Consider the following 24,840-nt stretch of genomic DNA (forward strand, 5'->3'; position numbering starts at 1 on the left):
CTACGCCATCCAGAAGAACACGGCGGTCATGCGCTTGGCCGCCGTTTCCAGCCCCCAGTACGCGCTGGCGCTGTGGATCAGGTTGGCCTTGTAGACCAGCAGCCGGTTGTAGCGATGCGCCACGCGCACGTCCTCGACGAACGAGTTCGGCTGCACGAAACGGTTGCCCAGCGCTTCGGCCAGGTTGCGGTGCGGTGGCATCACGATATTGCCGCCGAGCTGGCCGCCGGGCATGCGCTGGCGGAAGAAGCTGGTGCCGCACTGCTCCGGCACGTCGGGGTTGAGATACAGCACGGCGGCGTAGCGGCACAGGTTCGATGAATCGGTATGCGGCTTGACCGCGCCCTCGACCGAGCCGACCACCTGCACGCAATTGTGGTTGAGCCGGATGCCGGTCTCGGTTCGCTCGACCCAGACTTTCTTCGCACCGGTCAGCCGGCACACCTGTGCATCCAGCGCGGCCAGCTCCTCGTCGAGCAAGGCGGGCGTTGCGCGCATGCCCGGCCATACCTCGCCGGTGTACGGATAGCCCATTTCCCAGTCGGTCTTGGCCAGGCAGCGCGCGTGCACCTCGTCGGCATTCGGCAGCACGTCGTCGACCACCCAGTAGTCGCGGCCTTCGACGGGCTTGCGGTAAGGCAACGGACGCATCTGGGTAGGGAACAGGGACATTCGATGAAGGCCGGTGGTGTGTGCGGGAGAACAGTAGCCGACGACGCAGATCCGCGAAGCTAGATCTGGGTATTCCGGTAGCGTTTCGACTCCCGTGCGGAAAGCCACATGGCCAGCCGGTCCGGCAGCAACTGGATGGCTGCCTTGATGGTGCGATTGACCCGGCCGGGAATGTATACGGCGTCGCCACGTTCGACCGCCGCGATGCCCTGGTGCACCACCTCTTCCGCGCTCAGCCACATGAAGCCGGGCAGCTTGTCCATCTTGTCGCGGGTGCGGGTGACGTCGTGGAATTCCGACCAGGTGAAGCCGGGGCAGAGTGCGCAGACGTTCACCCCGGCCGCGCGGTTTTCCAGCGCCAGCGACTGCGAGAACTTGATCAGATAGGCCTTGCTGGCGGCATACAAGGTATGCCCGGCCGGACCGGGGACGTGCCCGGCGAGCGAGGCGACGTTGATGATGCGGCCGTGGCCGCGCTGGCGCATGCCAGGCAGCAACCGCCACGCCAGTTCGGTGGGTGCGGTCAGCAATACCTGCAGGAAGTCCGCGTGGGTCGCCCAGCCGTTGGCGACGAAGGTGCCGGGTACGCCGTAACCGGCGTTGTTGATCAGCCAGTCGACCTGCAGGCCACGCTGTTCCAGTGCATCGCACAGTGTCCGCGGCGTGGCCGGATCGGACAGGTCGTGCGGCAGCACGATGATCCGGGTGGCATGTTGGCCGCGTAATTCGGTGGCGAGGGTTTCCAGCCGGTCGACTCGGCGAGCGGTCAGCACCAGGTCGTGGCCGAGCGTAGCAAGTTGCCGGGCAAAGGCGGCACCGATGCCGGACGAGGCGCCGGTGATCAGGCTGAGCGGGCGGGGCGGTGGCATGCGGCGTTCCGTGAACGAAACGTCATTCTTGACCGACCCGGCCGACCGGCGCCAGTAGTCTGCGCAGGTTTGCCCATATCTTGGGCCATCGGTAAGCTTGCGGTTTGACCGCAACGGAAGCAGCACATGCGCAAGAAATTCGTCGCCGGCAACTGGAAAATGCACGGCAGCCGTTCGATGGCCAAGGCCCTGGTGAACGACATCGCTGCCGGCATGCCGGACGACATCGATGTGGCCGTATTCCCGCCGTTTCCGTACCTGGCCGAACTGGCCTGGCAGCATGCCGATTCCGGTCTGGGCATGGGTGCGCAGGACGTCAGCGAGCATGAGGGGCAGGGCGCGTATACCGGTGAAGTCTCCGCCGCCATGCTGGCGGATGTCGGCGCGCGCTGGGCGCTGGTCGGCCACTCCGAGCGCCGCCAGTATCACGGCGAGAGCGACGAACTGGTCGCGCGCAAATTTGCCGCGGCCCGTGCCGGCGGCCTGACGCCGATCCTGTGCGTGGGCGAAACCCTGGAGCAGCGTGAAGCCGGCGAAACCGAAGCGGTCATCGCGCGGCAGTTGCAGGCCGTGCTGGCGCTCAATGGCGCGGCCAGTTTCGACACCGCGGTGATTGCCTACGAGCCGGTCTGGGCGATCGGTACCGGCCGTACCGCCAGCCCAGAGCAGGCACAGCAAGTGCATGCCTTCATTCGTAGCCAACTGGAAAAGGAAGATGTTATGATTGCCCGTCTGACCCGACTGCTTTACGGCGGCAGCGTCAAGGCGGCCAATGCCGCGGAATTGTTCGCGCAGGCGGACGTGGATGGAGGGCTGATCGGCGGTGCCTCTCTGGCCGCATCCGACTTCCTTGGAATCTGCGCCGCGGCGCATCAGGCGCTACAGGCTCAATAGAAACCTTATGTTCGTCATTTTCAGCGTGTTTTACATTCTGATCGCTGCGGCGATGATCGTGCTGATCCTGCTGCAGAACGGCGCTGGCGCCGATGCCGGTTCGGGCTTCGGCGGCGGCGCGTCGGCCACGGTGTTCGGCGCGCGTGGTTCGTCCACGTTCCTGACACGTGCCACCGGCGTGCTTGCGGGTTTGTTCTTCCTGCTCAGCCTCGGCATGGGCATCTACCTGCATGGCAACGGCGCGCCGCATACCAATGCGGAGGATCTGGGCGTGATGGCCGCGCTCGCCGACAAACCGGCTGCCGGCAAGACGACCCCGGCCGCGCCGGCGGCGGGCTCGGAAGTACCGGCAGCGGCGCCCGCTGCAACCAACAACGCCGTCCCGGCTGCACAGCCGGCGGCCACCCCCGCCCCGACTCGGAGTCAGGGCGAGGTACCGGCAGCCACCGAGCCGCCGGCCAAGCACTGAGCAACACACCTGCCCAGGTGGCGGAACTGGTAGACGCACTACCTTGAGGTGGTAGCGACGCAAGTCGTAGGGGTTCGAGTCCCCTCTTGGGCACCAATGGACGTTTCAGGAAGTCTCACGAAGTCTCTGAAACACACGGAACCCCGCATAACAGCGGGGTTTTTTGTGTCTGAATGTCTCGCGGGGTTTCAGGGGAGCTTGCGGTCTTGTGTATGTTTTTGTGTATGATGGCGACATCCATACACAAACTGGTCCCGCTTTATGCCCCGTCTTGCCAAGCCCCTTACCGAGCTTCAAATCAGCAAAGCCAGAGCCAAAGCCAAGCCGTATGCGCTGGCCGACGGTAATGGGCTATACCTCATGGTGAGCACGGCCGGCTTGAAGACGTGGGTGGTTCGCTATCGCCTTCCCGGTAGCGCCACGGCCACGCCCGCCACCATTGGCCGTTATCCGGCCATGACCCTTGCGGAAGCCCGTGTGTGCGCTGTGCAGGCCAAGCGGGACGCAGCACAGGGCAAAGGCACGGCTGGTACGCGCAAGGCGCAGCAGGTCGCAGCCCAAGCGGAGACGGGCGAGCAAGAGGCCGAGGCAGCGGCATCGGCGGAAGCCGAGCGGGCCACTTTCAGGGCCGTATCAGGCCGCTGGTTGGCCGAGAGGCGGCCCGGCTGGGCAGCAGAGACGTACCGGAAAGCGCGACTAGTGGTGGATTCTTACCTAGTCCCGAAGCTGGGCGATGCAGACATGCGCACGCTTGAGACCAAGGACGTCCGGCCGGTGCTGGTCGAGATGGCAGCCAAGACGCCACAGCTTGCCCGGAAGGCCCGACAGTACGTGGGTAGCATCGTAGATCACGCGATCAATGAGGGGCTGCGGCCGGACGAAAGCGCGCTCAGGCTTGCCAGAAGTCTGCCCACGTTCCGCAGTGGTCACATGCCGGCCGTCACGGACGATGAGGGCAAGCTGGGCAAAGTTATGCGCGCCATTGATGCCCACGGGAATCGTGTGGTCCGCGCTGCGTTGACCCTGGCGGCTCTGACCGTCATGCGGTCTGGTGTGGTTGCCAGCGCCCGATGGTCAGAGATCGACCTGGTGGCGGGGGAGTGGAAGATTCCCGGCAAGGAGCCGGATGGCAGCAACCGCATGAAGACCGGGCAGGATTACAGCACATCACTGCCGGCGCAGGCGCTAGAGGTATTGCGGGAGATGCACGCACGGAGCGCGGGAGAGGAATACGTCTTCCCGCCGCAGGCCCGGCAGAACACACCGCACCTGTCCCGCGACGCACTGAGCAAGGCGCTCAGGGATATGGGCTTTCAGGGCGAACACACCACCCACGGCTTCCGGGCATCGCTGCGCACGCTGGGCCGTGAGCGGCTGGGCGTCGACGTGGATGTGCTGGAGGCACAGCTTGCCCACGCACCGAAGGACGAGGTGGAAGCGGCTTATGCGCGGGTGAAGTTCAAGGAGCAGCGCCGCGTGGTCATGCAGGCGTGGGCCGACTATCTGGACAAGGTGAAGGGCGGCAACGTGGTGGAGTTCAAGCGCAAGGCTTGAGGTGCCACGGTACGCACATTTGCTGTCGGTCTCTTCTCATCTGTCGTTTTCGCTCAAAGCCGCCGACGCAATCTTTTCCTGTTCCGCGAGGGGAGGCAAGCCGGCGCCCTTCATTATCGCATCTGGCGTGGCCATGAATGTCGCCATGAGTCGTGTCAGCGGCTCGTGGTTCGCTGGGTCTCTGTTAGCCGGACTCATAAGAATCGCTCGACCATGCCAAGCCGCAACTCCTTCGATAAATGCCTGTCGTGCTGGCGCGTCGAGGTATAGACAATTCTTTCGCCACCAGTCATTGCATTCATCCATCACCGCGAAGTCAGCAATGTCAGCGTCGAACAGTGCTCGCCAAAGAGCGAAGGCTTCTTGGGATGCTCTCAGACGCTCGGGACCAGCGAGTGTCCGCAAATTCTGATGGGCTTTGAAAGATTCAATGAAAACGTTCTGCTCATGTGCGCGGCTTTGCGCGTCTCGGACGAAGTCCGCCCTGATCCCTTCAACCTTTTTTGTAATTTCCCCGACATCTTCTTTCGTCGCTAAATTCTCCCCTTTTCTCTTCAAGTATCCGGAGAGAAAAGCCCCGGACCAGCCGCCGATGGCGCTAAGCATCGCGATGGCCAAAGCGTACGTGATGGTCATTCAACTGTCGTCCGCTTTCGACGAGATATCTTCGGCCTTTCAGCGGGCAGCAGCGAGGTCAGTTGCTGGTAGCGCTCGAACAGGAATGCCACGCGCTCTGCATCGCTCCCCAGCTTTGGTGGCTTGCGGCCGGCCAGCTTCTCGGCGGCCACGTAAGCGGCATCCACGGCGCGATCCAGCGCCTGATGGGCCTTCACCAGTGCGGGCGGCATGGTGATCGGGTCGTACAGGTCAGCCAGTGTGCTGTTCGGAAACGTGGCGCGCGCGTTGAGCACGGCTTGCGCGGCGGCTTCGATGGCTTCGTGGTGCTTGTCGGTGGTCGAGTCGGGCCACGGGAAGTTGTTGTAGACGATACCGGCGGAATAACGGAAGTCACTTTTCAAACGACCGCAGACAGATCGCACCCAAGCCATGTGCATCGTCGAGGTCAGAATGCCAAAGTCGAATACTGATCCACCCGTAACCGTAAACAATTCAGTGCTTGCAATAGTCTGCTCGTCAAGAAAGCCAATCGGTATGAACGCGCGGTTCTCTGAGGAGGTTTTTGGTATTGCGATATAGCCGATTTCTGGTTGTCGAATCTCACCGAACAGTGTCGGAGTTCTCGCCAGCATGTTGGTAGTCGGGCGGGGACTTTCTGTGCGAACTCCTTTGACAGCTGCAACACGCGTCGACAAATGTGGAAACGCACGTAGCTGATCGGGAGTGATCTTGACGAGCCAGAGACACCAGCGGGCAATGCCGTTGATGAATTCCTCCGAACCAAGAAATGGCCTTATCCACGCCGCTGCTCCTGGCTCGATCGCCAGTAGCGCTGTTTTCTCTTGATCGCTCAACAGCAAGTGTCCGCCGTCATTTGGCATACTGCCAAAGGCAATGTCGGGTGCTTGCGAGATTGAAGCCGAGCGTCTGGAGAGGAAGGTCTCGGGCGCATCCACGAGATAAGGATTGATGCGAGACGTTTGCACCAAATGTGCATCGCCCTCCACACGTTCATAGTCAAACAGCTGTTTTGTAGAACTGTCCGGCACCGCAAAGCCAATGATGACGCAGTGCACCGCCGCCTTGCCTTTAGCTTCGTTGCTCCACTTGAAAGTTCGATGAGCGAACTGGATATGCATACCACGTCGGTATAGCTCACCCCACAGTACGCCGACCTGCTCACCCTGCGTGATTGAATTAGTGGAGACGAAGGCGCAATGGATTACGGTGCCTTGTACATATTTGGCAGCCAGCAGATACCACGCCGCCACAAAGTCCAAGACTCCCGAACCCTTCACCCCAGAAAATACGTAGGACATGTCTCGCTTCTGCTCGGCGTTCTGCTCTTTCTTACCGACAAACGGCGGATTGCCTAAGATGTAACTCAGCTGTTCCTTCGGCACCACATCGTTCCAGTCGATTCGCAGCGCATTGTCATGCACGACCATCGGTGACTTCTTTAGCGGCAGGCGTGCGAAGTAGTTGCCGAACGCCTCGCTGACCAGCATGTTCATCTGGTGATCCATGAGCCACATGGCGACCTGCGCGATTTGCGCGGGGAACTCCTCGATCTCGATGCCGTAGAACTGATCTACATCGACCTGGACTTCTTCGGTGACCCACAGGGCACGTGAGGAGGCCCCTTCGGGATGCAGGCGGCGCAGCACCTCCAGCTCCAGCAGGCGCACCTCCCGGTACGCGATGACGAGGAAGTTGCCGCAGCCGCAAGCCGGGTCGAGGAACCGCAGGGCGGCAAGCTTGCTGTGATAGGCCCGCAGCTTGGCCTCGTGGCTGCCGATGCGTTCCAGCTCGGCTTTCAGGCCATCCAGAAACAACGGGCCGACCAGCTTGAGAATGTTCTTTTCGCTGGTGTAGTGCGCGCCGAGGTTGCGGCGGGCCTTGGCGTCCATAACGGACTGGAACATGGAGCCGAAGATGGCCGGCGAGATACGGCTCCAGTCCAGCAGCGAGGCGTCCAGCAGCAACTCGCGCATTTTGGCGTCGAACGCCGCCAACGGCAGCGATTCGGCGAACAGCTTACCGTTGACGTAAGGAAACTCCGCGAGCTGGGCATCCAGTGTGGTCTGGCGCCTGTCCGTGTCCGTGTTGAGCGTCTGGAATAGCTGCGCCAGCCACTGACCAAGGTCCACGCCGTCCGCCGAGGTGCGCTGCGACAACAGCTCGTGGAAGGTATGCGGCGGGAAGATGCCCGTGTCATCGGCGAACAGGCAGAACAGCAGACGCACCAGCAGCACCTCCAGTGCGTGCCCGTCGTAGCCAGCTGCCTTGAGCGCGTCGTGTAACTTGCCCATGCGCTCGGCGGCCTGCACGTTGACCGGATCTTCTTCCTTGAATGATCGCGCCTGATAGCCGGCGATGAAGCCGAAACGGCGCACCTGCTTATGCAGGTCTTTCAGCCCGAACTCGACTGGCTCCGCATTGGTTTCGAGATCGTAAAGCCGGAACCGGGCGAAGTCGGAGACCAGCAGGTACTTCGGCAGCTCGGCATCGGTGAGACCGTGGAAGTAGTCGCGGGCTTGCTGGTGAGCACGGTCGAGGCTCTTGCCGCGTGACTTGTGTTCGACCAGCAGCACGCCTTTCCACAGCAGGTCGATATAGCCGTCCTTGCCGTCGATCTTCTTCACCTTGCGCTCGAAGGTGGCAAGGCGACGACGGGGCACGCCGAACACGTTGAAGAACCCGTTCCAGAACGTCTGGGCCTCGGCATCTTCGGAGCTTTCGTCGATCCATTCGCGCGAGAACGTCATCGCGCGATCCTTGATCTCATTCCAACTCAGCGGCATGGCTTCCCCTCTTTAGCTGTTGCGAGCATACGACATTGCCGGAAGCTCCCATCGAGCCGCCTAGTCTGATCGCTGAGACATGGGTTTTGGGGCGCGGTGACCGGGCGGGATTAATTTAGTAGTCAACATCACCAGAAGGAACGCCGCGCTGCGCCCGGATGGAATTAAACAGTCATCCGAAAGGAGGGGGCGGCTGGGCAATGCTCAAGCTGCCCAATTTAGTCGTCATCTTGGAAGAAGGGGGCCTGGCTCCCTGCGATCGACGGCAATTTAGTCGTCACTATCAACGAAAGGGAAACCGACGCTCTGCGGCACAGCCGAGTTTAATCGTCACCCGAAAGGTGGAGACCCCACCGCCCCAGTCACCACTGATCACCCGAGGGCATCCCAGCTGCCCCCGGCGTTTCACCGTGCCCGTCATTCGGGCAACCCACCACCACCGACCACAGAGAGACACAGACGCATGATCGACTTCGATCCCGCACACCTCGCCGCAGCCATCGCACTGACTGAGCCACTAATCATCCGCACCATCGCCTTCGATGTGCCCACCTTCGATCGCCTGAAAGGATTTCAGCGGAAGCTGGAGAGCTTCATCCGCAGGGACACCGGCAATGCCGAGGTTCTGAAATACCTGATCCACACGCACCCGGAAGTGAAGGCGCTGGGCGATGGACGTTGAACGGTCACTCCAGCGACTCCAGGTCGCCCGGGTGCAAAACCTGCCGCTGAGGACGTTGAAGACCGACGAAGCATTGCAGCCCCGCGAGGCTCGCATGGTTCCTTTCAGAGAACAGGCGAGAGCCGAGAAGCGCAGCGAGGAGCACGCCGGCACCATGCGGCTTGCACTGGAGGCAGCACACACCATCGAGCTTGCAGCCGTGCTGGTGGCAGACATCGGCGGCGCCCTATTCGTCGTCGATGGTCACCACCGGATGCAGGCGTACCGGATGGCAAAGCGGGAAACCATCCCGGCCCGCGTGCTGCCCATGAGCCGCCGAGAGGCCGTGCTGGTTTCCAAGCTGGTCAACTGCGCCGAGAGGGCGCTGGAGATGCACAAAGAACAGCGGTTCGACGCGGCGTGGCAATACCTCGCCGCCGTGACACGCCGGGGCGCTGACGCGATGCCTGCCAGCGAGTCACTGCGAACCATTGCGGGCCGCTTCGGCATCGGGAAGGACACGGTGACCACGATGCTACGCACGCTGCCAAAGGTGAAGCTCACAGACTTCAATCCGGAAGCACTCGACCCTGGCACCGGCTTCCCCCGCTGGCGGTATGTCCGCGAGAGGAAAGTTGGCTGGCACGACATGAAGGAGAAGATGACCATGGAACAGCTCACGGAACACGAGGCCGAGAAGGCGGCAAAGAAGATCGGCGCAGTGCTGGACAAGCTCACGCCCACGGCAGCAGCACGAGCACTGGAGATGCTGGCGAACGAAGCGAAGCTCGCAGTACGCAATGCCGACACGCTGGCCTTCCTTGCCGACATAGCCGACCCCGATCCACACTCGGATTACTGAGGTTCAACTGTCCTTACAAGGACACCGAGGAACGGCGCCAGATGGGCACCGATTGTCTGAAACGAGCCCACATATGCAGACACCGGCCACCACAACCGCAACCGTCCTTGCAAGGACACCACAGGCCATCCGCCGACTGTCTGTAGCAGACACCCGGCACCAGTAACACCCACCACCCATACAGCCCCCTTCACTGCCTGCCCCGCAGACGGTTACGGGCAGCTATTCCCCATTGAAAGAGGAACCGACAGATGAAGCAGCAAACAGTAACCGAACACACCACCGACGCCGACGGCCAGCAGCTTGTGCATATCGCGCTGGGGGACAGTGGTAAGCGAGCCACCCTGTACGCCGAGGACTACCAGCGATTGATGGACGCGGGATTCTCCCCTTGTTGGCAGTACACCGGAGACGGACGCGGCTATGCCTACGCCACGTTGGGGGCGTACAACGCCAAAGGCGTGGACTGCCTTGTACCAGTGGCCCGCCTGATCGCCCAAGCGAAAGCAGGCCAGGTCGTGCGATACGCGGACGGTAACCCTCTCAATCTGCGCGCCGAGAATCTGAAACTGATGGCAGGCACTGCCCGATATGGTGCGGCGGACTGGTATCCGAATGCAGCAGCGTTGCTTGATGCCGGAATTGCCCCGAAGGCGAGCGACTGGAGGGAAGGGAGCAGGCCACCACGGAAGCCTCAGAAGCTCCGTCGCGCCCCTGTGAGGACTGCCGAGGTTCCACTGAAACCCGAGGCCACCCAATGCGACCCAGAGACCGCCACCGCGCCCCACAGGTGGCCGAGGGAGACCGAAAGATTCATCGCAAATTTTCGCAGCGGTATATGACGATCTGACGATCCGCGCAGACCCCCCGTAGCCCCCAGCGCCACCACGCCATCGACGACACCACGTCCACCCAACAGGCCACCGCAGACCAAGCGGACACCCAGCGGGCCACCTCGATAATCACAGCACCCACAGACACCGCAGCCAGTCCATCGGCTGCGCTGCCGTGCGTAAAGGAATGACAGCCAATGAACAAAGTCACCAGCAGCACCCAGCACACCAGCACCACCATCCGGCCCACCATCATTCGATTGCCGGAAGTCTTGCAGACCGTCGGCCTGTCCCGCGCCAGCATTTACCGGCTGATGAAGCTGGGCCAGTTCCCGCAGCAGGTACGGCTAGGCATGAAGGCAGTAGGCTGGTTGCGTGCCGAGGTTGAGCACTGGATTATCAGCCTGAGCCAAGCACGGCCCGGTTCGATGCCCGAACAGGTACTAACATTGCAGCGCACAGCGGCTTGAGCGGCACCACGCATGCCCACGCGAGCACAGCCAAGCGCCACCGTTTGTGTATGTGTTTGTGTATGAAGTTGTCGGCGCCATGATCTGTACCCATTGCAATCAGCAAGTTGCGGTCGATTACGGGTCTCCTCTTGGCACCAATGCACTGTTTGAGGACGTCCGGTGGAGTCCAAAAAACACAACGAAACCCGCAATTTGGCGGGTTTTTTTGTGTCCCGGCGTCTGATTTGGTGCACGGGCAAGCCGGCGAAGTTCGGTCAGCGTTGTCGGGTTCGACGACATGAGTCTGCCGGCGGCGGCCGATGAAACACCACGAAATGCGCAGCACGCCGCAGCATACTGCCCTCTCCGGCACCGCGCACGCTTTCCTGTTGGCCCGCCAAGGTTCAGGGCAAGCTCCCTTGCAACAGGGTATTTGCCGCCGCTGATCATCCTGCGCCTACACGCCGTGGCGAGTTCTGCCGATCCACACCCACGCCCAGTGCCCGCATCATGCCCATGCCCCGCGAGTCAGGCCCAGACTGCCCTCTGTCAGCGCGGACCGATGACCGGGGCGACTTCCCTCGCACGAGTGCCGCGCATGATCGTCTACACCGTCAAGCAGAACGAGAATGGGCTGTGGAGCGTTGCCTATATGGGCATCACGCTCGCGGACGGCCTGCACCTCGGCCCAGCCATCACGCAGGCGAGGGAGGCTGCTCGAGCGGAACACCTGGACTCCGGCCTCACCACGCGGGTGGAGATGCACGGCGCTGACGCGATCGTACCTCTCGCCAACTACCAGAAGCCGCAAGGCAACTGGACGGGCGCCACAGCGTGAAGGCGAGCATGGGCGAGCGAATCAACCTCCGCGACCGGCTGAGCCGCGCCCACTGGTGTGGTTGCTTCAGTTGCAGCGACCGAGAGCTGGTCGAAGCGGTGCGCGCCACCGGCAGCACCGAAGTCGGCGTGGTGGGGTTGTATCTTGCCACCAGGTACGCGCTGGAATCGTTTGATGTGGACGCCGTGGCTTGATTCCAACCTCAAGCATGATCGACTCCCCAACATTTCCTGCCGACCGGCACGGTTCACGGCGCGCGATCTAGGCAAGCTCTCCATCGACCGGATTTCCGCCTGCTGTCCGCAATTTCACGGATAGATCATGGCCACGGCGTGTAAAAAAGAAGGTGACAGGGCGCCAGGAAAGCTCATATGCAGGTGGTGGCTGAACTCGATAAACGCATCGAGGAAGCTCGTCGACTTTTGGTCCTGGACGAGCTGCATTTGCAACGCGTGTCGCAAGCCGGTCTCGACACAATGACCGCGCTGGATCTCGTCGAACGGCAGAAACGCTACCTGGACCGCTTGATCGTCCAGCACGACCGGGTTGTGGCGCACCGGCTCGCCCTCCACGCGCGTGATCAGACAGATCCGACTGCAGGAACGTGACGCGAAGCCTATGCATCCGCCTCGTCGGGCTCGCCATGCGAGATGGAACCGAGAGGGAATACGAACCAACAGGATGTCCTGAACATCGGGCAATCGCAGGGATGTTGCACCGTGCTTCCCGCACAACGAGTGTGGGTGGCGGCTGACATATTGAGCCTTCCCGCCATGACACATTGCGTCCGGACGACGAAGGTATTGAACGGCCGGCTGGTCGTGTCGCTACCAGGTTCCTCATCGGGAAGGGGAGTGGTTTTCATGGTGACGATTTCGCTGAAGCAATCGGCAGCGGGCGGCTGGCGTGTCTGCCGCTGCCGGATCACGTTGTTCAGTGACCTGCAGTTGGGGGCAGCGATCAAGCTGGCCCGGGAAATGGCTCGCGACGAACATCAGCGCCTCGGGCGCCGGGTTTGCGTGGAAATGCCCGGGCCGATTTCCGCGATCGTGCTGGCGCGTTATGCCAACGACGGCACCGAAAGCAAAGGTAATATCCATGACATGCTGGCTGCCTGAGCTGTTGTTCGGCCTGGCGTCGAAACCGCGCCCGAGGCATTCGGCATGCCGTCGACGCGGTACGCCGCAGTCGGCATTTCATGGACGTACGAGGGAAGTACCGAACTGCTTGCAATAGGGCGCTGTGCGGCCTAATTTCATGCAGCCCAACCAAGGAGGGCGTCAAGTGATCAATGTGGTCCTGGTGGACGATCATGAGCTGGTTCGCACCGGCTTTCGAATGATCCTGCAGCAACAGCCGGACATCAATGTCAGCGGCGAAGCGGGCAGTGCCGAGGATGGCCTGCACCTGATCCGGACGTTGGCGCCGGACATCGCCCTGGTCGACGTGCACATGCCCGGCATGAGCGGGATCGAGCTCACCGAGCGCGTCTGCCGCTCGAAGCTGTCCACGCATGTCGTCATCGTGACGGTGGTGGATGACGCACGCTTTCCCAAGCGCCTGCTCGATGCCGGCGCGCTTGGTTACCTGACCAAGGGCTGCAGTGCCGATGAACTGGTATCTGCGGTGCGCCAGGTGGCCGGCGGCCGTCGTTATCTCGCCCCGGCCGTTGCGCAGCAGCTGGCATTGGCCACCCTCGACGGCAGCGCCTCGCCGTTCGATGTGCTGTCCAGCCGCGAACTTGAAGTGGCGATGATGCTGGTACGCGGCAAGCCGTTGACGATCATCGGCGAGCAGCTCAACCTGAGCCCGAAGACCGTATCCACCTACAAGCAGCGACTGATGGAAAAGCTGCACGTGGACCACGTGCTCAGTCTGGCCCATCTGATGACTGTACACGGCTTGATCGATACGCCAAATCACCACGTCGGCAACTGATGCGGCGGACCGCGTTGCTGCGTGGCGCCAGGCAATAGAAAACCGGACGCGAGTCCGGTTTTCTATTGTGTAGCGTGGTGCTGCGGCGACTCAGCCGTGCCTCAGCCGTGCGAGTCGTTCTTGTGTGCGTCAGGCTCGTCGTGTGGCATCGGCGACGCCTGCTTGCTTGCGTCGTCAGCCGTCGGTGTCGGCTTTGCCGGATGGATCGGCTGGGCCAGCAAGTCGCCTTGCTTGGGCAACGGCAGCGAAGCTATCGGGCTGGCAACCGTCGGCTTTTCAGAAACGTCGACCGCGCCCGCAGGTATCGTCACGCTGACCGGATGGTCTTCCTGCAGGGCAGCCGGAGTTGCCACCGTCGGGGACGTCGCTGCAGACGGCGCAGGAGCTGGCGTCGCAATCGGGGCGGGAGTCGCAGGAGCAACGATCGTCGGGCTTGCCGGAATTGCCGCTACCGGGGTTGGCCTCACCACCGCTGGTTCTACGTCGAAAGCCGATGCGCTGATCGTTGTCGGCGTCACCGTAGTCGTGGTAATGGCGGGGGCCGATTCCAGCCCTGCAATGGGGGCATCCATCTGGGGCGCGTTAGTCGAAGCAGCCTGAGGCTTCGGCGCAGCGGGAGCAGCCGTGGGAGTGACCCTGACGATATCCTGCTCGTCAGCGGCGTTCGTTGCCGCCGAGGACTTCACCTGGTCGGGGATCGGCGGCAGGGTAGGCAGGTTGAAGGCTGTCGCGGTGGGCATGGCGGCGCTGACTGCCGCCGCAACCGTGGTAGCAACGGGCTTTTCAATCGGCTGGGCAACCATCGGCTGGCGAACTGCCGGAATGGCATGGCCGGCCATGTCCATGTCGCCTGAAGCCATGGTCGTCGCGGTCGACGATTCACGCGGCGGTTGCTCGCTGCGCACGACCGTCGTGGTCGTGGCAGACGCCGCGGTGGCTTCGTCACGATCCTCATCGTCGAGCGCCTGCGCCTGCGCGCTATCGATGCTCGCGCTATTCGCGCCGGCTTCGTCATGACGGCGCCGGCGGCGACCGCCGCGACGTCCACGACGACGGCGCGACTGGCTGCCCTCGGCATCCATTGCGCTCTCGGCGGACTCCGGTGCAGTCGACGCGGCCGGCGGTGTAAGCAGAAGTTCGGCTTCTTTGGCCGCATCGTCCAGCGGAGCAGCGGTGGGGCGCTCATTCGTGGCGACCCGTGGTTGCCGCTCGGTCTTCCCCTGCTGCTGCGGGCCCGGCTTGCGCTCGGCCGCCCGTGCCTGGTTGCTTTCGCCTGCGGCCGGCTTGGGCTGGCGCTCCGCCTTGGCAGTCTGCACCTGTGCCTGCTGCGGCGGACGCGATTGCGCCTCGTTGTTGCGCTGACGGTTGCTGCGGGCCTGCTGCTGGGCGGCGGATTTCGGCGAGCTCTGCTGGGTCGTTTCGCGCCGCGGCTGGCGCGACGATGACGCGTTTGCACCATTGACCGCGCGATTGCCGCGTTCGTCGCGGCGATTGCGGTTGCCGCCGTCGTTATTGCTGTCAGCGTGCTTCGGCGCCGGTGTCGGTGCCGCCGTTTCCGCGTTGCGGAACCAGCCCAGCAGGCGCGCGATGACGCCGCCGGTCGGTGCGGTACGTGCGGCCGGTGCCGCCACCGGCTGACGGCGTGCAGCAGGCTGTGCCGAGGCGACCGGCGCGACGATTTCTTCGCGCACCGGAGCCGGGCTGGCCGGTACGATACCGCTCACCGCAGGCTGCTCGCCGCTGCCCAGGGCCTGGCCCATCTTCGGCAACTCGGCCGGTTCCACCGTGGTGAGGCGTTCGTAGCTGGGCTTGCTGTGCTCGCCCATGTCCGCTTCGCGGATGCGCTGGATTTCGATATGCGGGGTTTCCAGCTTCTCGTCGGCGACGATCATCACGTGCACCTTGTGGCGCAGCTCGATCTCGACCACGCTGGCGCGCTTCTCGTTGAGCAGGAAGTTGGCGACGCTGCTCGGCGCCTGCACCAGCACCTGGCCGGTGTTGTCCTTCATCGCATGTTCTTCGATCAGGCGCAGGGTCGACAGCGACAGCGATTCCACGCCACGGATGTGACCGTGGCCTTCGCAGCGCGGGCAGGTGATCTGGGTCGCCTCACCAAGACTCGGGCGCAAGCGCTGGCGCGACATCTCGAGCAGACCGAAGCGCGAGATGCGGCCGATCTGTACGCGGGCGCGGTCCAGTTTCAGCGCGTCTTTCAGGCGATCTTCCACCTCACGCTGGTGCTTCGGGCTGTCCATGTCGATGAAGTCGATCACCAGCAGGCCGCCGGCATCGCGGATGCGCGCCTGACGGGCGATTTCCACCGCGGCCTCGCAATTGGTGTTGAACGCCGTTTCCTCGATGTCGCTGCCCTTGGTCGCCTTGGACGAGTTGACGTCGATCGCGGTCAGCGCTTCGGTCTGGTCGATCACGATCGAACCGCCCGACGGCAGGCGTACCTGGCGGTCGAACGCGCTCTCGATCTGCGTCTCGATCTGGTAGCGGGTGAACAACGGGGTATCGTCGCGATACAGCTTGAGCTTGCGCAGCGCGTTCGGCATCACCTGCTGCATGAAGTCGCGGGCGTCGTTGTACAGCGGCTCGTCGTCGATCAGGATTTCGCCGATGTCGCTGCGCAGGTAGTCGCGCAGGGCGCGGATGAACAGCTTCGACTCCTGATAGATCAGGAACGGCGCTTTCTGCTTGCTGGCCGCTTCGGAGATCGACTTCCACAGCTGCAACAGGTAGTCCAGGTCCCACTGCAGTTCTTCGGCGTCGCGGCCGAGGCCGGCGGTACGCACGATCAGGCCGACGTCGTCAGGCACGGTAACGTGGTCGAGTGCTTCCTTCAGTGCCTGCCGATCCTCGCCCTCGATCCGGCGCGAGACGCCGCCGGCCTTCGGGTTGTTCGGCATCAGTACCATGTAGCGGCCGGCCAGGCTGATGAACGTGGTCAGGGCGGCGCCCTTGTTGCCGCGTTCTTCCTTTTCCACCTGCACGACGACTTCCTGACCTTCCTTGATCAGTTCGCGGATGTTCGCCTTGTGCGGGTCCAGGCCCGCGGTGAAGTAGTCGCGGGAGATTTCCTTCAGCGGCAGGAAACCGTGGCGTTCGGCGCCATACTCGACGAAGCAGGCTTCGAGTGAAGCCTCAACTCGAGTGATTCGACCCTTGTAAATATTTGACTTTTTCTGTTCCCGCGAAGGGATTTCGATGTCCAGGTCATACAGGTTCTGGCCATCGACAATGGCCACGCGCAACTCTTCACGCTGAGTCGCGTTGATCAACATACGTTTCATGGTGGTAATCCTCGGCTTGGCCGCGCGTCGCGTGCCACGTGGCGCCACAATGGCGGCCTGCCGGGGATCGCGCCGCTGCGGTTAAGCGGCAAAAAAACGGCACCGTTTCCGGCGTCGGGATGATTCGGTCAGCTGCGCCTGCCGCCCCGACACCGCAATGGCATCGGACAAACAGCGGCCCAAACCGTTACGATGAAAGGGAGTCGCGACCGGCCGCCCGAAGGCACCGGAGCAATCCTCGCCGACGTTACGGGCGGGCATTCGACCCGATCCAGACTTCGATGGGCAGAATGTAGCGCCCGCCGAGTATCCTATTTAAGCAGGTTTTTTTCAATGCAGACGGCAACTTCCCATGACGCACCTCACGGTGTACGTCAAGTCGAGATCGGCCCCGAGCGGGACGGCCAGCGCATCGACAATGCGTTGGTGACCCTGCTCAAGGGCGTGCCCAAGAGCATGATTTACCGGCTTTTGCGGACCGGCCAGGTACGTGTGAACGGCAAGCGGGCCAAGCCGGATACCCGTCTCGCCGATGGTGATACGCTGCGGATTCCCCCCGTGCGGGTGGCGGAACGGCCGGAGGGTCGTGCGCCGGCCAGCGGTCTGGTGGCATCAGTGGCCGACTCGATCATTTTCGAGGACAAGCACTTCCTGGTCATCGACAAACCCGCCGGCGTGGCCAGCCACGGCGGCAGCGGGGTCAGCCATGGCGCGATCGAGCTGTTGCGTGCGGCGCGGCCACAGGAACACCTGGAACTGGTGCACCGGCTCGACCGCGATACCAGCGGCGTGCTGGTGTTTGCCCGCACCCGGGCCGGGCTGACCGGCCTGCAGGCGGCGATCCGCGCCGGCGAAGTCACCAAACAGTATCTGTGTTTGATGCTCGGTCACCCGTCCAAGGCGAAGTTCGACGTCAACGCGCCGTTGCTGAAATCGGTCATGCAGGGCGGCGAGCGGATGGTGCGGGTGGCCGACAACGGCAAGCCTTCACTGACGTTCTTCCGTGAAATGGAACAGTACCCCAGCGCCCGCCTGATGCAGGCCACGCTGGGCACCGGCCGCACCCATCAGATCCGGGTACATGCAGCACATATCGGCCATCCGCTGGCCGGCGACCCGAAATACGGCGATCGCGAGATGAACAAGCGCTTCCGCGAGATGGGCCTGAACCGGATGTTCCTGCACGCCTCGCACATGAGCTTCGACCTGGACGGGCGCGCTTACAGCTTTTCCGCGCCGCTGCCTGACGACCTGAAGGATTTCCTCGACGTGCTGTCGGTGAAAGGCAAGCGGCTGCTGTGGATGAAGGAAAAGTCGCGCACCGACTTCTGATCAGCGCGCCAGCAGGGCCTCGACCCGCGCGGCGCAGATGAAGTCGTTCAGCGACAGTCCGCCAACGTCATGGGTCGACCACAACACCTGGCAATGGCCATAGCCGGCTTCGAGATCCGGGTGGTGGTCTTCCTGATTGGCCATGAAGCCCACCGCGTTGATGAAGCCCAGCGTGTGGTGGAAGTCGGCAAACCTGAAGTCCTTGACGATGGCTGCACCGTCACCGCGCAACTGCCAGCCCGACGGCAGCTGCTGCAACAGCTCGGCCACCTGCGCGCCGCTCAGCGCATGTTCTTTGCCCTTGCGCGGCTGGCAGTGCCGGGTGGCCAGATCGTTCACGTTCATGGGATCTCCGTCGGGCTGAAAGTCTTGAGGATGCGAAGCGTCGAAGTTGTGCGCGCAAAAGTCAAAGTGCACATGAAATCTGAAACAGGACTAAAATGGTGCTGTTTCGCCGGCAAGGCTTGCCGGCACCCGTTTGGTGATACTGGAGCAGGCATGATCGACATTTCCGAACGCGCGCAGCAGCATTTTCTGCGGCTTCTCTCACAGCAGGGCATCGACGGGCTGGGCATCCGCCTGCGGGTGACCTCGCCCGGCACGCCGGCGGCCAACTGCGAGCTGGAATTCTGCGAGCCCGCGGATCTGGCCGGCGGGGAGTGGACGATCGAGTGCGCCGGCTTCGACTTCCATGTCGACGGCGCCAGCGCCCCTTGGCTGGACCACGCCAGTATCGACTTCGAGCCGAATGCCACCGGCGGCCAGCTCAACATCCGTGCGCCGAAGATCAAGGGCGATGTGCCTGGCGTGGAAGCTGGCCTGATCGAGCGCGTGCGCTACGTGCTGGAGGCGGAGATCAACCCGAAGCTGGCCTCGCACGGCGGCCGGGTCAGCCTGCTGGAGATCGATGCCGATGGTGCGGTGCTGCTGCAGTTCGGCGGCGGCTGCCATGGCTGCGGCATGGTCGACGTGACGCTGAAGCAGGGCGTGGAAAAGACCTTGCGCGAGCGGGTGCCGGAAATCACCGCGGTGCGCGACGCCACCAACCACGCCGTCGGCGAAAAGCCTTACTACAGCAAGGCCGAAGGCAAGTCGGCGATTGCCTGAACCAGGCGCGGATCGCAAAAAAGCAAAGGCCCGCCGAAGCGGGCCTTTGCTTTTTCCTGCAACGCGGCAGCAGGTTTACTTGTCGCCGCTGATGTGGCCCTTCAGCGTATCGAGCTTGCTCGGCAGGCTGGAGAAATAGGTGGCGACATCCTCGATGTCCTGGTCGGACAGCGTGGCCACCATGCCTTTCATGATCGGATTATTGCGCTGGCCATCCTTGTACTCGTGCAGCACATGCTGCAGATACAGGTTGTACTGGCCGGCGAGGCGCGGATACTGCGGGTCGATCGAATTGCCGTCGACGCCATGGCATGCGAAGCAGGTGGCCGCCTTCTGCTTGCCGTTCTCGGCGTTGCCGGTGGCAAGCAACTGGGTGGAAGCGAACGCCAGGATGGCGCCGAATGAAAGCAGGGTAATCGCACGTTTCATGCGGGAAGTCCTTGGCAACTTACTTGGCGAGACTGGAAAGATAGGCGGCAATGTTCTGGATGTCCGTCGCGGACAGGCTCTGCGCCTGCGCATCCATGGTCGGGTGCTTGCGATCGCCGCTCTGGTAACCCTGCAGCGCATTGACGATGTACTGCTCGTTCTGGCCGGCGATCTTCGGCACCGGGTATTGCGGGTAGGCGTTGGTGTACCCAGGCACCCCATGGCAACCAGCGCACGTATAAATGAGTTTGCGGCCGGCAGCCTTGTCACCTTCAGCATGCACGCTGGTGGCGGCGAAGAGGGCTGTGGCCACGGCCAGGCCAAGCAATTGCAATCGAGTCATCGAGATCGTTCCCACGAGTGCGACGGGTACAGGGTCATGTAAGCCACCAAGTATAGACGTTGCTTTAACGCGTGAACAACACTCCGCTCAGGAGTGGTCAATGTTTGCGCAACACATCGGCACCTGTGCCGAGTGCATCGGCTGACATTGCTGTTGTGGTCATCGCCCCCATATACTGGCGTGGTCATATCGTTTTCCCCGGGGGTGTCCTGGCTTCGACGGGGGTAGTGAGATGACTTGGTGCATGCCGAGGGGGCAGCTTTCCTCGTTAATCCAGCAGCAAACTCATAGTTGCCAACGACGACAACTACGCTCTCGCCGCTTAAGGCGTAAGCCCCGAACCCACTTGTGCTCATGCTCGTCGGTGTAGGGTCATTATCATGAGATCGCCGAACGCTGCCGCCTGGCGGTTCTAGGCTAAATCAATCAGGCTGGTTCCGCGGTGCGCTTCGCACACCGTGCTTGTCGCGGAACGAGATCGAACGGTGAGCTAAGCATGTAGATCCGGGCATTTAACGCCTTCGGACGCGGGTTCGACTCCCGCCACCTCCACCAACGCAAAACCCCCGAGCGATCGGGGTTTTTTTTATGGTTTGACTGTGGTGGATTCAGGCGGCGCGATTGTGCGAACGCATGGTGCGCTGCTTCTCGATCTGCCAGTCACGCTGTTTTTCGGTGTCTCGCTTGTCGTGTTCCTGCTTGCCGCGGGCGAGGCCGATCTCGACTTTCACCTTGTTGCCTTTCCAGTACATCGCGGTGGGCACCAAGGTGTAACCCTTGCGCTCGACGGCGCCGACCAGCTGGTCGATCTCCTTGCGGTGCAGCAGGAGCTTGCGGGTGCGCCGGTCCTCGGCGATGACGTGGGTGGAGGCGCTGATCAGCGGCGGGATCGATGCGCCGACCAGGAAGATCTCGTTCTTCAGCACGACCGCGTAACTGTCGCCGAAGTTGATCCGGCCCGCACGCAATGCTTTCAGCTCCCAGCCCTGCAGCGCAACGCCGGCCTCGAAGCGCTGGTCGATGTGGTATTCGAAGCGCGCACGCTTGTTGAGCGCGATGGTGCCGCCGCCCTTGTTGTCCTTGTCCTTTGTCTTGGCCATGTCCGTTAAACTCGGGCCTTGTCGCCCTGATGCCGATCCGGCCGCATATCGGGCCAAACCAAGCGTGATGTGAAGAGGTTGCCGTGATCGAAATTCGTCGCAGCGCGTTGGTGAGGTATTCGCCAGCGCAGATGTTCGACCTGGTCAATGACGTTGAAGCATACCCAAAGCGCTTCTCTTGGTGTGCCGCTGCCGAGATCATCGAGCGCAAGGAGGATGTGCTGGTGGCACGGCTGGATCTCAAGTTTGCCGGGTTCCACCAGAGCTTCACCACGCGCAACACGATCGACCCGCCACGGCGCCTGCGGATGGACCTGGTCGACGGCCCGTTCCGCAGCCTCGATGGCGTGTGGGATTTCATCGCCCTCGGCGATGCCGGTTGCAAGGTCGCGTTTGCGCTGGATTTCGATTACGCCGGCCGGCTCGGTGGTGCAGCGCTGAAGCTGGGTTTCCAGGGGCTGGCCGGGCGCATGGTGGACGACTTCTGCCGCGAGGCCGAGCGTGTCTATGGCTGAGCGCACGATCCGCGTCGAAGTGGTTTATGCAGGGGCGGAACAACCGATCCAGCGTCGGGTCGAATTGGCCGATGGCTGCACGGTGATGCAGGCCATCGACGCCTCGGGGATCGTCGCCATGCTTCCAAACGGCGCGATCGATCCGGCTCGCCTCGGCATCTTCGCTCGAAAAGTGGCGCCGGACCGGCTCGTGCGGGAAGGCGACCGGATCGAGATCTACCGGCCGCTGGTGCTTGATCCGATGGAAGCGCGCCGCCGGCGTGCCCGTTAGGGCAGGGCAAGCCGCCTTGGGTCAATGGCCGTCGTTGCTGTCCGGGTTGCCGCCCTGGCCGAAGCCGCCGTCATTCTTCTTGTCGTCCGGGGACGTGCTCTTGTCGCCCTGGGTCTCATTGACCGGATAGCCGGCGTTGTACTTCTTGCTGTCCTTGATCAGCTGCTGGGCATCCTGTGCAAAGAAGTCGCCCTCGGTACGCACCAGGGTGTCGTTGTTGAAGGTCAGGGTGAACGTGCGCACTTTCATGGCACCGCCACGGTGCGACAGGGTCGATACGTAGTCCCAACGGCTCTGGTCGAACGGCGTGCTCACCGAAGGCGTACCCATCAGCACCAGTACCTGGCGCTTGGTCATGCCGGGCTTGAGCTGATCCACCGTTTTCTTGTCGAGCAGGTTGCCTTGCTGCACGTCGGGTTTGTAGACGATATGGCAACCGGCAACGGAAAGCGCCAGCACGGCGAAAACCAGCAGGGTGATCAGCTTTTGCATGCGTGTTGCGTCCGGATCATGAAGGTGTCGGATGATACACTACCGGCTCGGAAACGCCGTGTGCGGAGGTGGGTCATGGAACAGGAAACCAAAGAGCTGCGCAGGGTTGGCCTCAAGGTGACCCACCCACGCATGCGCATCCTGCAAATCTTCGACGAGGAGGGCGTACAGCATCTCACCGCCGAGGACGTCTACAAGAAACTACTTGCCCACCAGGAAGACATCGGCCTGGCCACGGTGTATCGCGTGCTGACCCAGTTCGAGGCGGCAGGCATCATCGTCAAGCACAATTTCGAAGGTGGCCAGGCTGTCTACGAACTCGACCGCGGCAAACATCACGATCACATGATCGATGTGGACAGCGGGAAAGTGATTGAGTTCGTCAGCGAGGAGATCGAACGCCTGCAGCACGAGATAGCGGCGAAGCATGGTTATGTGATCGAGGATCACAGTCTGGTGCTGTATGTGCGGCCGAAGCAGCGCGCCCCTCGCAAAAGCTGAAGAGTCGCGATTGTCTTGAGGGCTGCCAGGGATGCCGTCGGTGAAAGCGGGCATAAAAAAGCCGCGAGGAGGACTCCTGTCCGCCCGCGGCTGCTCCCCTACCTGTCGGTTGGCAATGCGAGTGGCTCGCTATTGCCTTTGACGCTCGCCAGGTAGCGGCGAAACGGCTTCCTGCCGTTGTTTCAGAGCCCCCGTCCCCACGGTGACTCTGATCCACCATCTTGCGATGGTGGCTCCCCCACATCGATAGACAGATCCTAACGAGAGCTTCACGTCTCCGGTATCGGAAAAATTCCTAGTTTTGCCGACCCATCTCGGAAGGATTGTTGTTGCCGCGCAGCAAAATTCGCAGGTGCACACCGGCCGGGGCAGGGCGCAGTCGGAACTGTCCGCCAAGCGAGGTGACCCGATCGCGCATGCCCTGCAGACCGCGACCGCCGCGGGGCAGACGGCTGGGCAGGCCGGTGCCGTCGTCGCGCAGGTCGAGCAGGGCCACGGCGATGCCCTGGCGTTCGCCGATACGCAGGCGCAGCCTGAACTCGCTGGCCTTGGCGTGCTTGACGGCGTTGGTCGCGCTTTCCTGCACCAGCCGGTAGATCGCGGTACGGGTATCGTCGTCCAGCAGGCGGGGATCACCGTGCAGTTCGGTATGGTAGGTCATCCCGGCGGTATTCAGCAGGTCGCGGATGGGGCCTTCATCGAGGGCGCGCAGCAACCCGAATTCGTCCAGTACCGCAGGGCGCAGGTCGTCCAGCAGGCGGTGCAGGGCGCGCCGCATATGCGCCAGGATGGTATTGATCGAGGTGCTGATGTCCTCCATGCCGGCCTGGTGCAGGCGCGCCTGGGCCAGTTTCACGTGGGTCTGGATGGCGGTGATGTTCTGGCCCAGTTCGTCGTGCAGTTCGGCGGCCAGGTGGCGGCGCTGGTTTTCATCCGCCTGCAGGTTGCCGCGGGCGGCGTCGCGCAGTTGATGGGCCAACTGGTCCAACCGGCGGTTGACCGCGCCCAGGTAGACGTTCTGCTCGGCCACCCGTTCGCTGCTCCGGCGCAACGCATCGGTGGCCGACCCCAGCATCAGCGCGCCGGTGCCGGCCACCGCCAGAAACAGGTAGGCCGCGGCGTTCGACGGGGCGTGGCCCAGGTGCTGGTCGACCAGGGTCATGCCGAGGCTGGTGATGAGCATGGCCAGGCTGGCGCCGCGCCAGCCGTGGCGGAAGGCGAAGAACAGCACCGGCGCCAGCGACAGTACACGGGCAAATTGCGGCTGGGGCGCGGCCTGTTCGGACAGCACCAGCAGGATCGTCATGGAAGGCAGCATCACCAGCAGCCCATCCATGAACAGGCTGGCCAGGGCGCGTTGCTCCATCCGGGTGCGCAACAGCATGATCATCAACGGCACGATCAGCAGGATGCCCAGATAGTGGCTGAGGACTTCCTCGCCGAGTACGCGGACCATCAATTCAGGCGAGCTCGGCGTGCTGACCAGCGCCAGCAGTGCCGCATCGACGGCGGTAGTTGCCGTCACCACCAGCACTACGGAAAGCAGCAGGCGGGTGACCTCCTGCGGACTGTGCAGGCTGGCATGCAGGTTGAATCGCCGCAGCAGCCAAAGGCCGGCGGCCATGACCAGCGGTTCGGGCAGTTCGTTGGTGGCGAAACCGGCCCAGCCCAGCGGCAAACCATGGGCCAGGCTGATGCCGGCGGTGGCGACCAGTTCGGCGCCCAGCAACCAGCCCCAGTAGCGGACCGGGGTGAGCAGCAGGGCGCCAAAGCGCAGGCCGTACGGCAGCATCCAGTACGGCTGCACGGTCAGCCACAGCAGCAGCCACAGCAGCAGGTAACCGGCGGCGAGCAAGGGACCGGAGTCGGGCAGGCGTAGGGGTTTCAGGCGCATGCGCGGATGTTACATGTGCGCCGTGCAACGGTGGTCGGTCGCGCCGTCGGCAAGCCGGATGTGCATAACGGCAGGGTCCCTGTGTAAAGTAGCGGG

General features: G+C 62.8%; 28 protein-coding genes, 1 tRNA gene and 1 other RNA gene. 19 read left to right on the top strand and 11 right to left on the bottom strand.

What is annotated here, in order from left to right:
- Both ABIE04_RS00100 and ABIE04_RS00105 read right to left on the bottom strand, forming a co-directional pair.
- Entirely contained in the window at nt 1-672 is a 672-nt protein-coding gene (locus tag ABIE04_RS00100) for a DUF6445 family protein (protein WP_354546573.1), read from the bottom strand.
- A gap of 59 nt (nt 673-731) precedes the next feature.
- Nucleotides 732-1,541 (bottom strand): SDR family NAD(P)-dependent oxidoreductase, encoded by an 810-nt coding sequence (locus ABIE04_RS00105; RefSeq protein WP_354546574.1) that lies wholly within the window; start codon nt 1,539-1,541, stop codon nt 732-734.
- A 126-nt stretch (nt 1,542-1,667) separates the two neighbouring features.
- Here ABIE04_RS00105 and tpiA point away from each other — a divergent pair, with 126 nt between their 5' ends.
- The 4 genes from tpiA to ABIE04_RS00125 all read left to right on the top strand — a co-directional run bounded on the left by tpiA (nt 1,668) and on the right by ABIE04_RS00125 (nt 4,458).
- On the top strand, nt 1,668-2,435 hold the full coding sequence (tpiA, locus tag ABIE04_RS00110) for a triose-phosphate isomerase (RefSeq protein ID WP_354546575.1): 768 nt from the start codon (nt 1,668-1,670) through the stop codon (nt 2,433-2,435).
- Between the two features lie 7 nt (nt 2,436-2,442).
- Complete coding sequence (gene secG / locus ABIE04_RS00115; protein ID WP_354546576.1) at nt 2,443-2,904, top strand: preprotein translocase subunit SecG; 462 nt, start codon at nt 2,443-2,445, stop codon at nt 2,902-2,904.
- An 11-nt stretch (nt 2,905-2,915) separates the two neighbouring features.
- Nucleotides 2,916-3,000, top strand: a tRNA-Leu gene (locus ABIE04_RS00120).
- A 165-nt stretch (nt 3,001-3,165) separates the two neighbouring features.
- On the top strand, nt 3,166-4,458 hold the full coding sequence (locus ABIE04_RS00125; protein ID WP_354546577.1) for a tyrosine-type recombinase/integrase: 1,293 nt from the start codon (nt 3,166-3,168) through the stop codon (nt 4,456-4,458).
- 36 nt (nt 4,459-4,494) lie between these two features.
- On the opposite strand, the gene ABIE04_RS00130 is transcribed toward ABIE04_RS00125, so the two are convergent.
- Together ABIE04_RS00130 and ABIE04_RS00135 are read right to left on the bottom strand one after the other, a co-directional pair.
- A complete protein-coding gene (locus tag ABIE04_RS00130) occupies nt 4,495-5,094 on the bottom strand; it encodes a hypothetical protein (RefSeq protein WP_354546578.1) in 600 nt (199 codons plus the stop codon).
- The gene (locus ABIE04_RS00135; protein WP_354546579.1) at nt 5,091-7,880 is read right to left on the bottom strand and encodes a class I SAM-dependent DNA methyltransferase; all 2,790 of its coding nucleotides are present in this window, start codon (nt 7,878-7,880) and stop codon (nt 5,091-5,093) included. Before ABIE04_RS00135 ends, ABIE04_RS00130 begins: the two co-directional genes overlap by 4 nt.
- A gap of 463 nt (nt 7,881-8,343) precedes the next feature.
- Here ABIE04_RS00135 and ABIE04_RS00140 point away from each other — a divergent pair, with 463 nt between their 5' ends.
- The 9 genes from ABIE04_RS00140 to ABIE04_RS00180 all read left to right on the top strand — a co-directional run bounded on the left by ABIE04_RS00140 (nt 8,344) and on the right by ABIE04_RS00180 (nt 13,464).
- Complete coding sequence (locus ABIE04_RS00140) at nt 8,344-8,562, top strand: hypothetical protein (protein ID WP_354546580.1); 219 nt, start codon at nt 8,344-8,346, stop codon at nt 8,560-8,562.
- Nucleotides 8,552-9,403 carry a ParB/RepB/Spo0J family partition protein gene (locus ABIE04_RS00145; RefSeq protein ID WP_354546581.1) on the top strand — a complete coding sequence of 284 codons (852 nt, stop codon included), beginning with the start codon at nt 8,552-8,554 and terminating at the stop codon, nt 9,401-9,403. Before ABIE04_RS00140 ends, ABIE04_RS00145 begins: the two co-directional genes overlap by 11 nt.
- A 251-nt stretch (nt 9,404-9,654) precedes the next feature.
- A complete protein-coding gene (locus tag ABIE04_RS00150; RefSeq protein WP_354546582.1) occupies nt 9,655-10,245 on the top strand; it encodes a hypothetical protein in 591 nt (196 codons plus the stop codon).
- Nucleotides 10,246-10,433: 188 nt separating this feature from the next.
- Nucleotides 10,434-10,706, top strand: a complete 273-nt coding sequence (locus ABIE04_RS00155) for an AlpA family transcriptional regulator (protein ID WP_354546583.1) — start codon at nt 10,434-10,436, stop codon at nt 10,704-10,706.
- A gap of 580 nt (nt 10,707-11,286) precedes the next feature.
- Nucleotides 11,287-11,526, top strand: coding sequence for a hypothetical protein (locus ABIE04_RS00160; RefSeq protein WP_354546584.1), 240 nt, complete (start codon nt 11,287-11,289; stop codon nt 11,524-11,526).
- Nucleotides 11,527-11,534: 8 nt separating this feature from the next.
- Nucleotides 11,535-11,720: a DUF3606 domain-containing protein gene (locus ABIE04_RS00165; RefSeq protein ID WP_354546585.1), complete on the top strand. Its 186-nt coding sequence runs from the start codon at nt 11,535-11,537 to the stop codon at nt 11,718-11,720.
- Nucleotides 11,721-11,897: 177 nt separating this feature from the next.
- The gene (locus tag ABIE04_RS00170) at nt 11,898-12,134 is read left to right on the top strand and encodes a hypothetical protein (protein ID WP_354546586.1); all 237 of its coding nucleotides are present in this window, start codon (nt 11,898-11,900) and stop codon (nt 12,132-12,134) included.
- A gap of 255 nt (nt 12,135-12,389) precedes the next feature.
- Nucleotides 12,390-12,644 (top strand): hypothetical protein, encoded by a 255-nt coding sequence (locus tag ABIE04_RS00175; RefSeq protein WP_354546587.1) that lies wholly within the window; start codon nt 12,390-12,392, stop codon nt 12,642-12,644.
- Between the two features lie 166 nt (nt 12,645-12,810).
- Entirely contained in the window at nt 12,811-13,464 is a 654-nt protein-coding gene (locus ABIE04_RS00180) for a response regulator (protein WP_354546588.1), read from the top strand.
- A 101-nt stretch (nt 13,465-13,565) separates the two neighbouring features.
- On the opposite strand, the gene ABIE04_RS00185 is transcribed toward ABIE04_RS00180, so the two are convergent.
- Nucleotides 13,566-16,760, bottom strand: coding sequence for an Rne/Rng family ribonuclease (locus ABIE04_RS00185; protein ID WP_354546589.1), 3,195 nt, complete (start codon nt 16,758-16,760; stop codon nt 13,566-13,568).
- 333 nt (nt 16,761-17,093) lie between these two features.
- Here ABIE04_RS00185 and ABIE04_RS00190 point away from each other — a divergent pair, with 333 nt between their 5' ends.
- On the top strand, nt 17,094-18,092 hold the full coding sequence (locus tag ABIE04_RS00190) for an RluA family pseudouridine synthase (RefSeq protein WP_354549729.1): 999 nt from the start codon (nt 17,094-17,096) through the stop codon (nt 18,090-18,092).
- On the opposite strand, the gene ABIE04_RS00195 is transcribed toward ABIE04_RS00190, so the two are convergent.
- Nucleotides 18,093-18,437, bottom strand: coding sequence for a 4a-hydroxytetrahydrobiopterin dehydratase (locus ABIE04_RS00195; RefSeq protein WP_354546590.1), 345 nt, complete (start codon nt 18,435-18,437; stop codon nt 18,093-18,095).
- Between the two features lie 153 nt (nt 18,438-18,590).
- Here ABIE04_RS00195 and ABIE04_RS00200 point away from each other — a divergent pair, with 153 nt between their 5' ends.
- Nucleotides 18,591-19,199, top strand: a complete 609-nt coding sequence (locus tag ABIE04_RS00200) for an NfuA family Fe-S biogenesis protein (RefSeq protein WP_354546591.1) — start codon at nt 18,591-18,593, stop codon at nt 19,197-19,199.
- A 75-nt stretch (nt 19,200-19,274) separates the two neighbouring features.
- Here the strand turns inward: ABIE04_RS00200 and ABIE04_RS00205 are convergent, their stop codons facing one another.
- Nucleotides 19,275-19,628, bottom strand: a complete 354-nt coding sequence (locus ABIE04_RS00205; protein ID WP_056385622.1) for a c-type cytochrome — start codon at nt 19,626-19,628, stop codon at nt 19,275-19,277.
- A 19-nt stretch (nt 19,629-19,647) separates the two neighbouring features.
- Nucleotides 19,648-19,971 (bottom strand): c-type cytochrome, encoded by a 324-nt coding sequence (locus tag ABIE04_RS00210; RefSeq protein ID WP_056386981.1) that lies wholly within the window; start codon nt 19,969-19,971, stop codon nt 19,648-19,650.
- A 200-nt stretch (nt 19,972-20,171) separates the two neighbouring features.
- On the opposite strand from ABIE04_RS00210, the gene ssrA reads away from it, so the two are divergent.
- Nucleotides 20,172-20,526, top strand: a transfer-messenger RNA (tmRNA) gene (ssrA, locus tag ABIE04_RS00215).
- A gap of 53 nt (nt 20,527-20,579) precedes the next feature.
- Here the strand turns inward: ssrA and smpB are convergent.
- Entirely contained in the window at nt 20,580-21,071 is a 492-nt protein-coding gene (gene smpB / locus ABIE04_RS00220; protein WP_214554378.1) for an SsrA-binding protein SmpB, read from the bottom strand.
- An 83-nt stretch (nt 21,072-21,154) separates the two neighbouring features.
- Between smpB and ABIE04_RS00225 the strand changes: the two genes are divergently transcribed.
- Together ABIE04_RS00225 and ABIE04_RS00230 are read left to right on the top strand one after the other, a co-directional pair.
- Nucleotides 21,155-21,586 (top strand): type II toxin-antitoxin system RatA family toxin, encoded by a 432-nt coding sequence (locus ABIE04_RS00225; RefSeq protein WP_354546592.1) that lies wholly within the window; start codon nt 21,155-21,157, stop codon nt 21,584-21,586.
- On the top strand, nt 21,579-21,857 hold the full coding sequence (locus tag ABIE04_RS00230; RefSeq protein WP_354546593.1) for an RnfH family protein: 279 nt from the start codon (nt 21,579-21,581) through the stop codon (nt 21,855-21,857). The genes ABIE04_RS00225 and ABIE04_RS00230 overlap by 8 nt, the downstream gene beginning before the upstream one ends.
- Before the next feature lie 21 nt (nt 21,858-21,878).
- Here the strand turns inward: ABIE04_RS00230 and ABIE04_RS00235 are convergent, their stop codons facing one another.
- Nucleotides 21,879-22,349 (bottom strand): outer membrane protein assembly factor BamE, encoded by a 471-nt coding sequence (locus ABIE04_RS00235; RefSeq protein ID WP_354546594.1) that lies wholly within the window; start codon nt 22,347-22,349, stop codon nt 21,879-21,881.
- Nucleotides 22,350-22,424: 75 nt separating this feature from the next.
- On the opposite strand from ABIE04_RS00235, the gene fur reads away from it, so the two are divergent.
- Nucleotides 22,425-22,850 carry a ferric iron uptake transcriptional regulator gene (gene fur, locus ABIE04_RS00240; RefSeq protein WP_354546595.1) on the top strand — a complete coding sequence of 142 codons (426 nt, stop codon included), beginning with the start codon at nt 22,425-22,427 and terminating at the stop codon, nt 22,848-22,850.
- Between the two features lie 295 nt (nt 22,851-23,145).
- Here the strand turns inward: fur and ABIE04_RS00245 are convergent, their stop codons facing one another.
- Nucleotides 23,146-24,744 (bottom strand): MASE1 domain-containing sensor histidine kinase, encoded by a 1,599-nt coding sequence (locus ABIE04_RS00245; RefSeq protein ID WP_354546596.1) that lies wholly within the window; start codon nt 24,742-24,744, stop codon nt 23,146-23,148.
- Between the last annotated feature and the right edge of the window lie 96 nt (nt 24,745-24,840).

It is taken from the genome of Rhodanobacter soli (genome assembly GCF_040548735.1).
GTDB lineage: Bacteria > Pseudomonadota > Gammaproteobacteria > Xanthomonadales > Rhodanobacteraceae > Rhodanobacter > Rhodanobacter soli_A.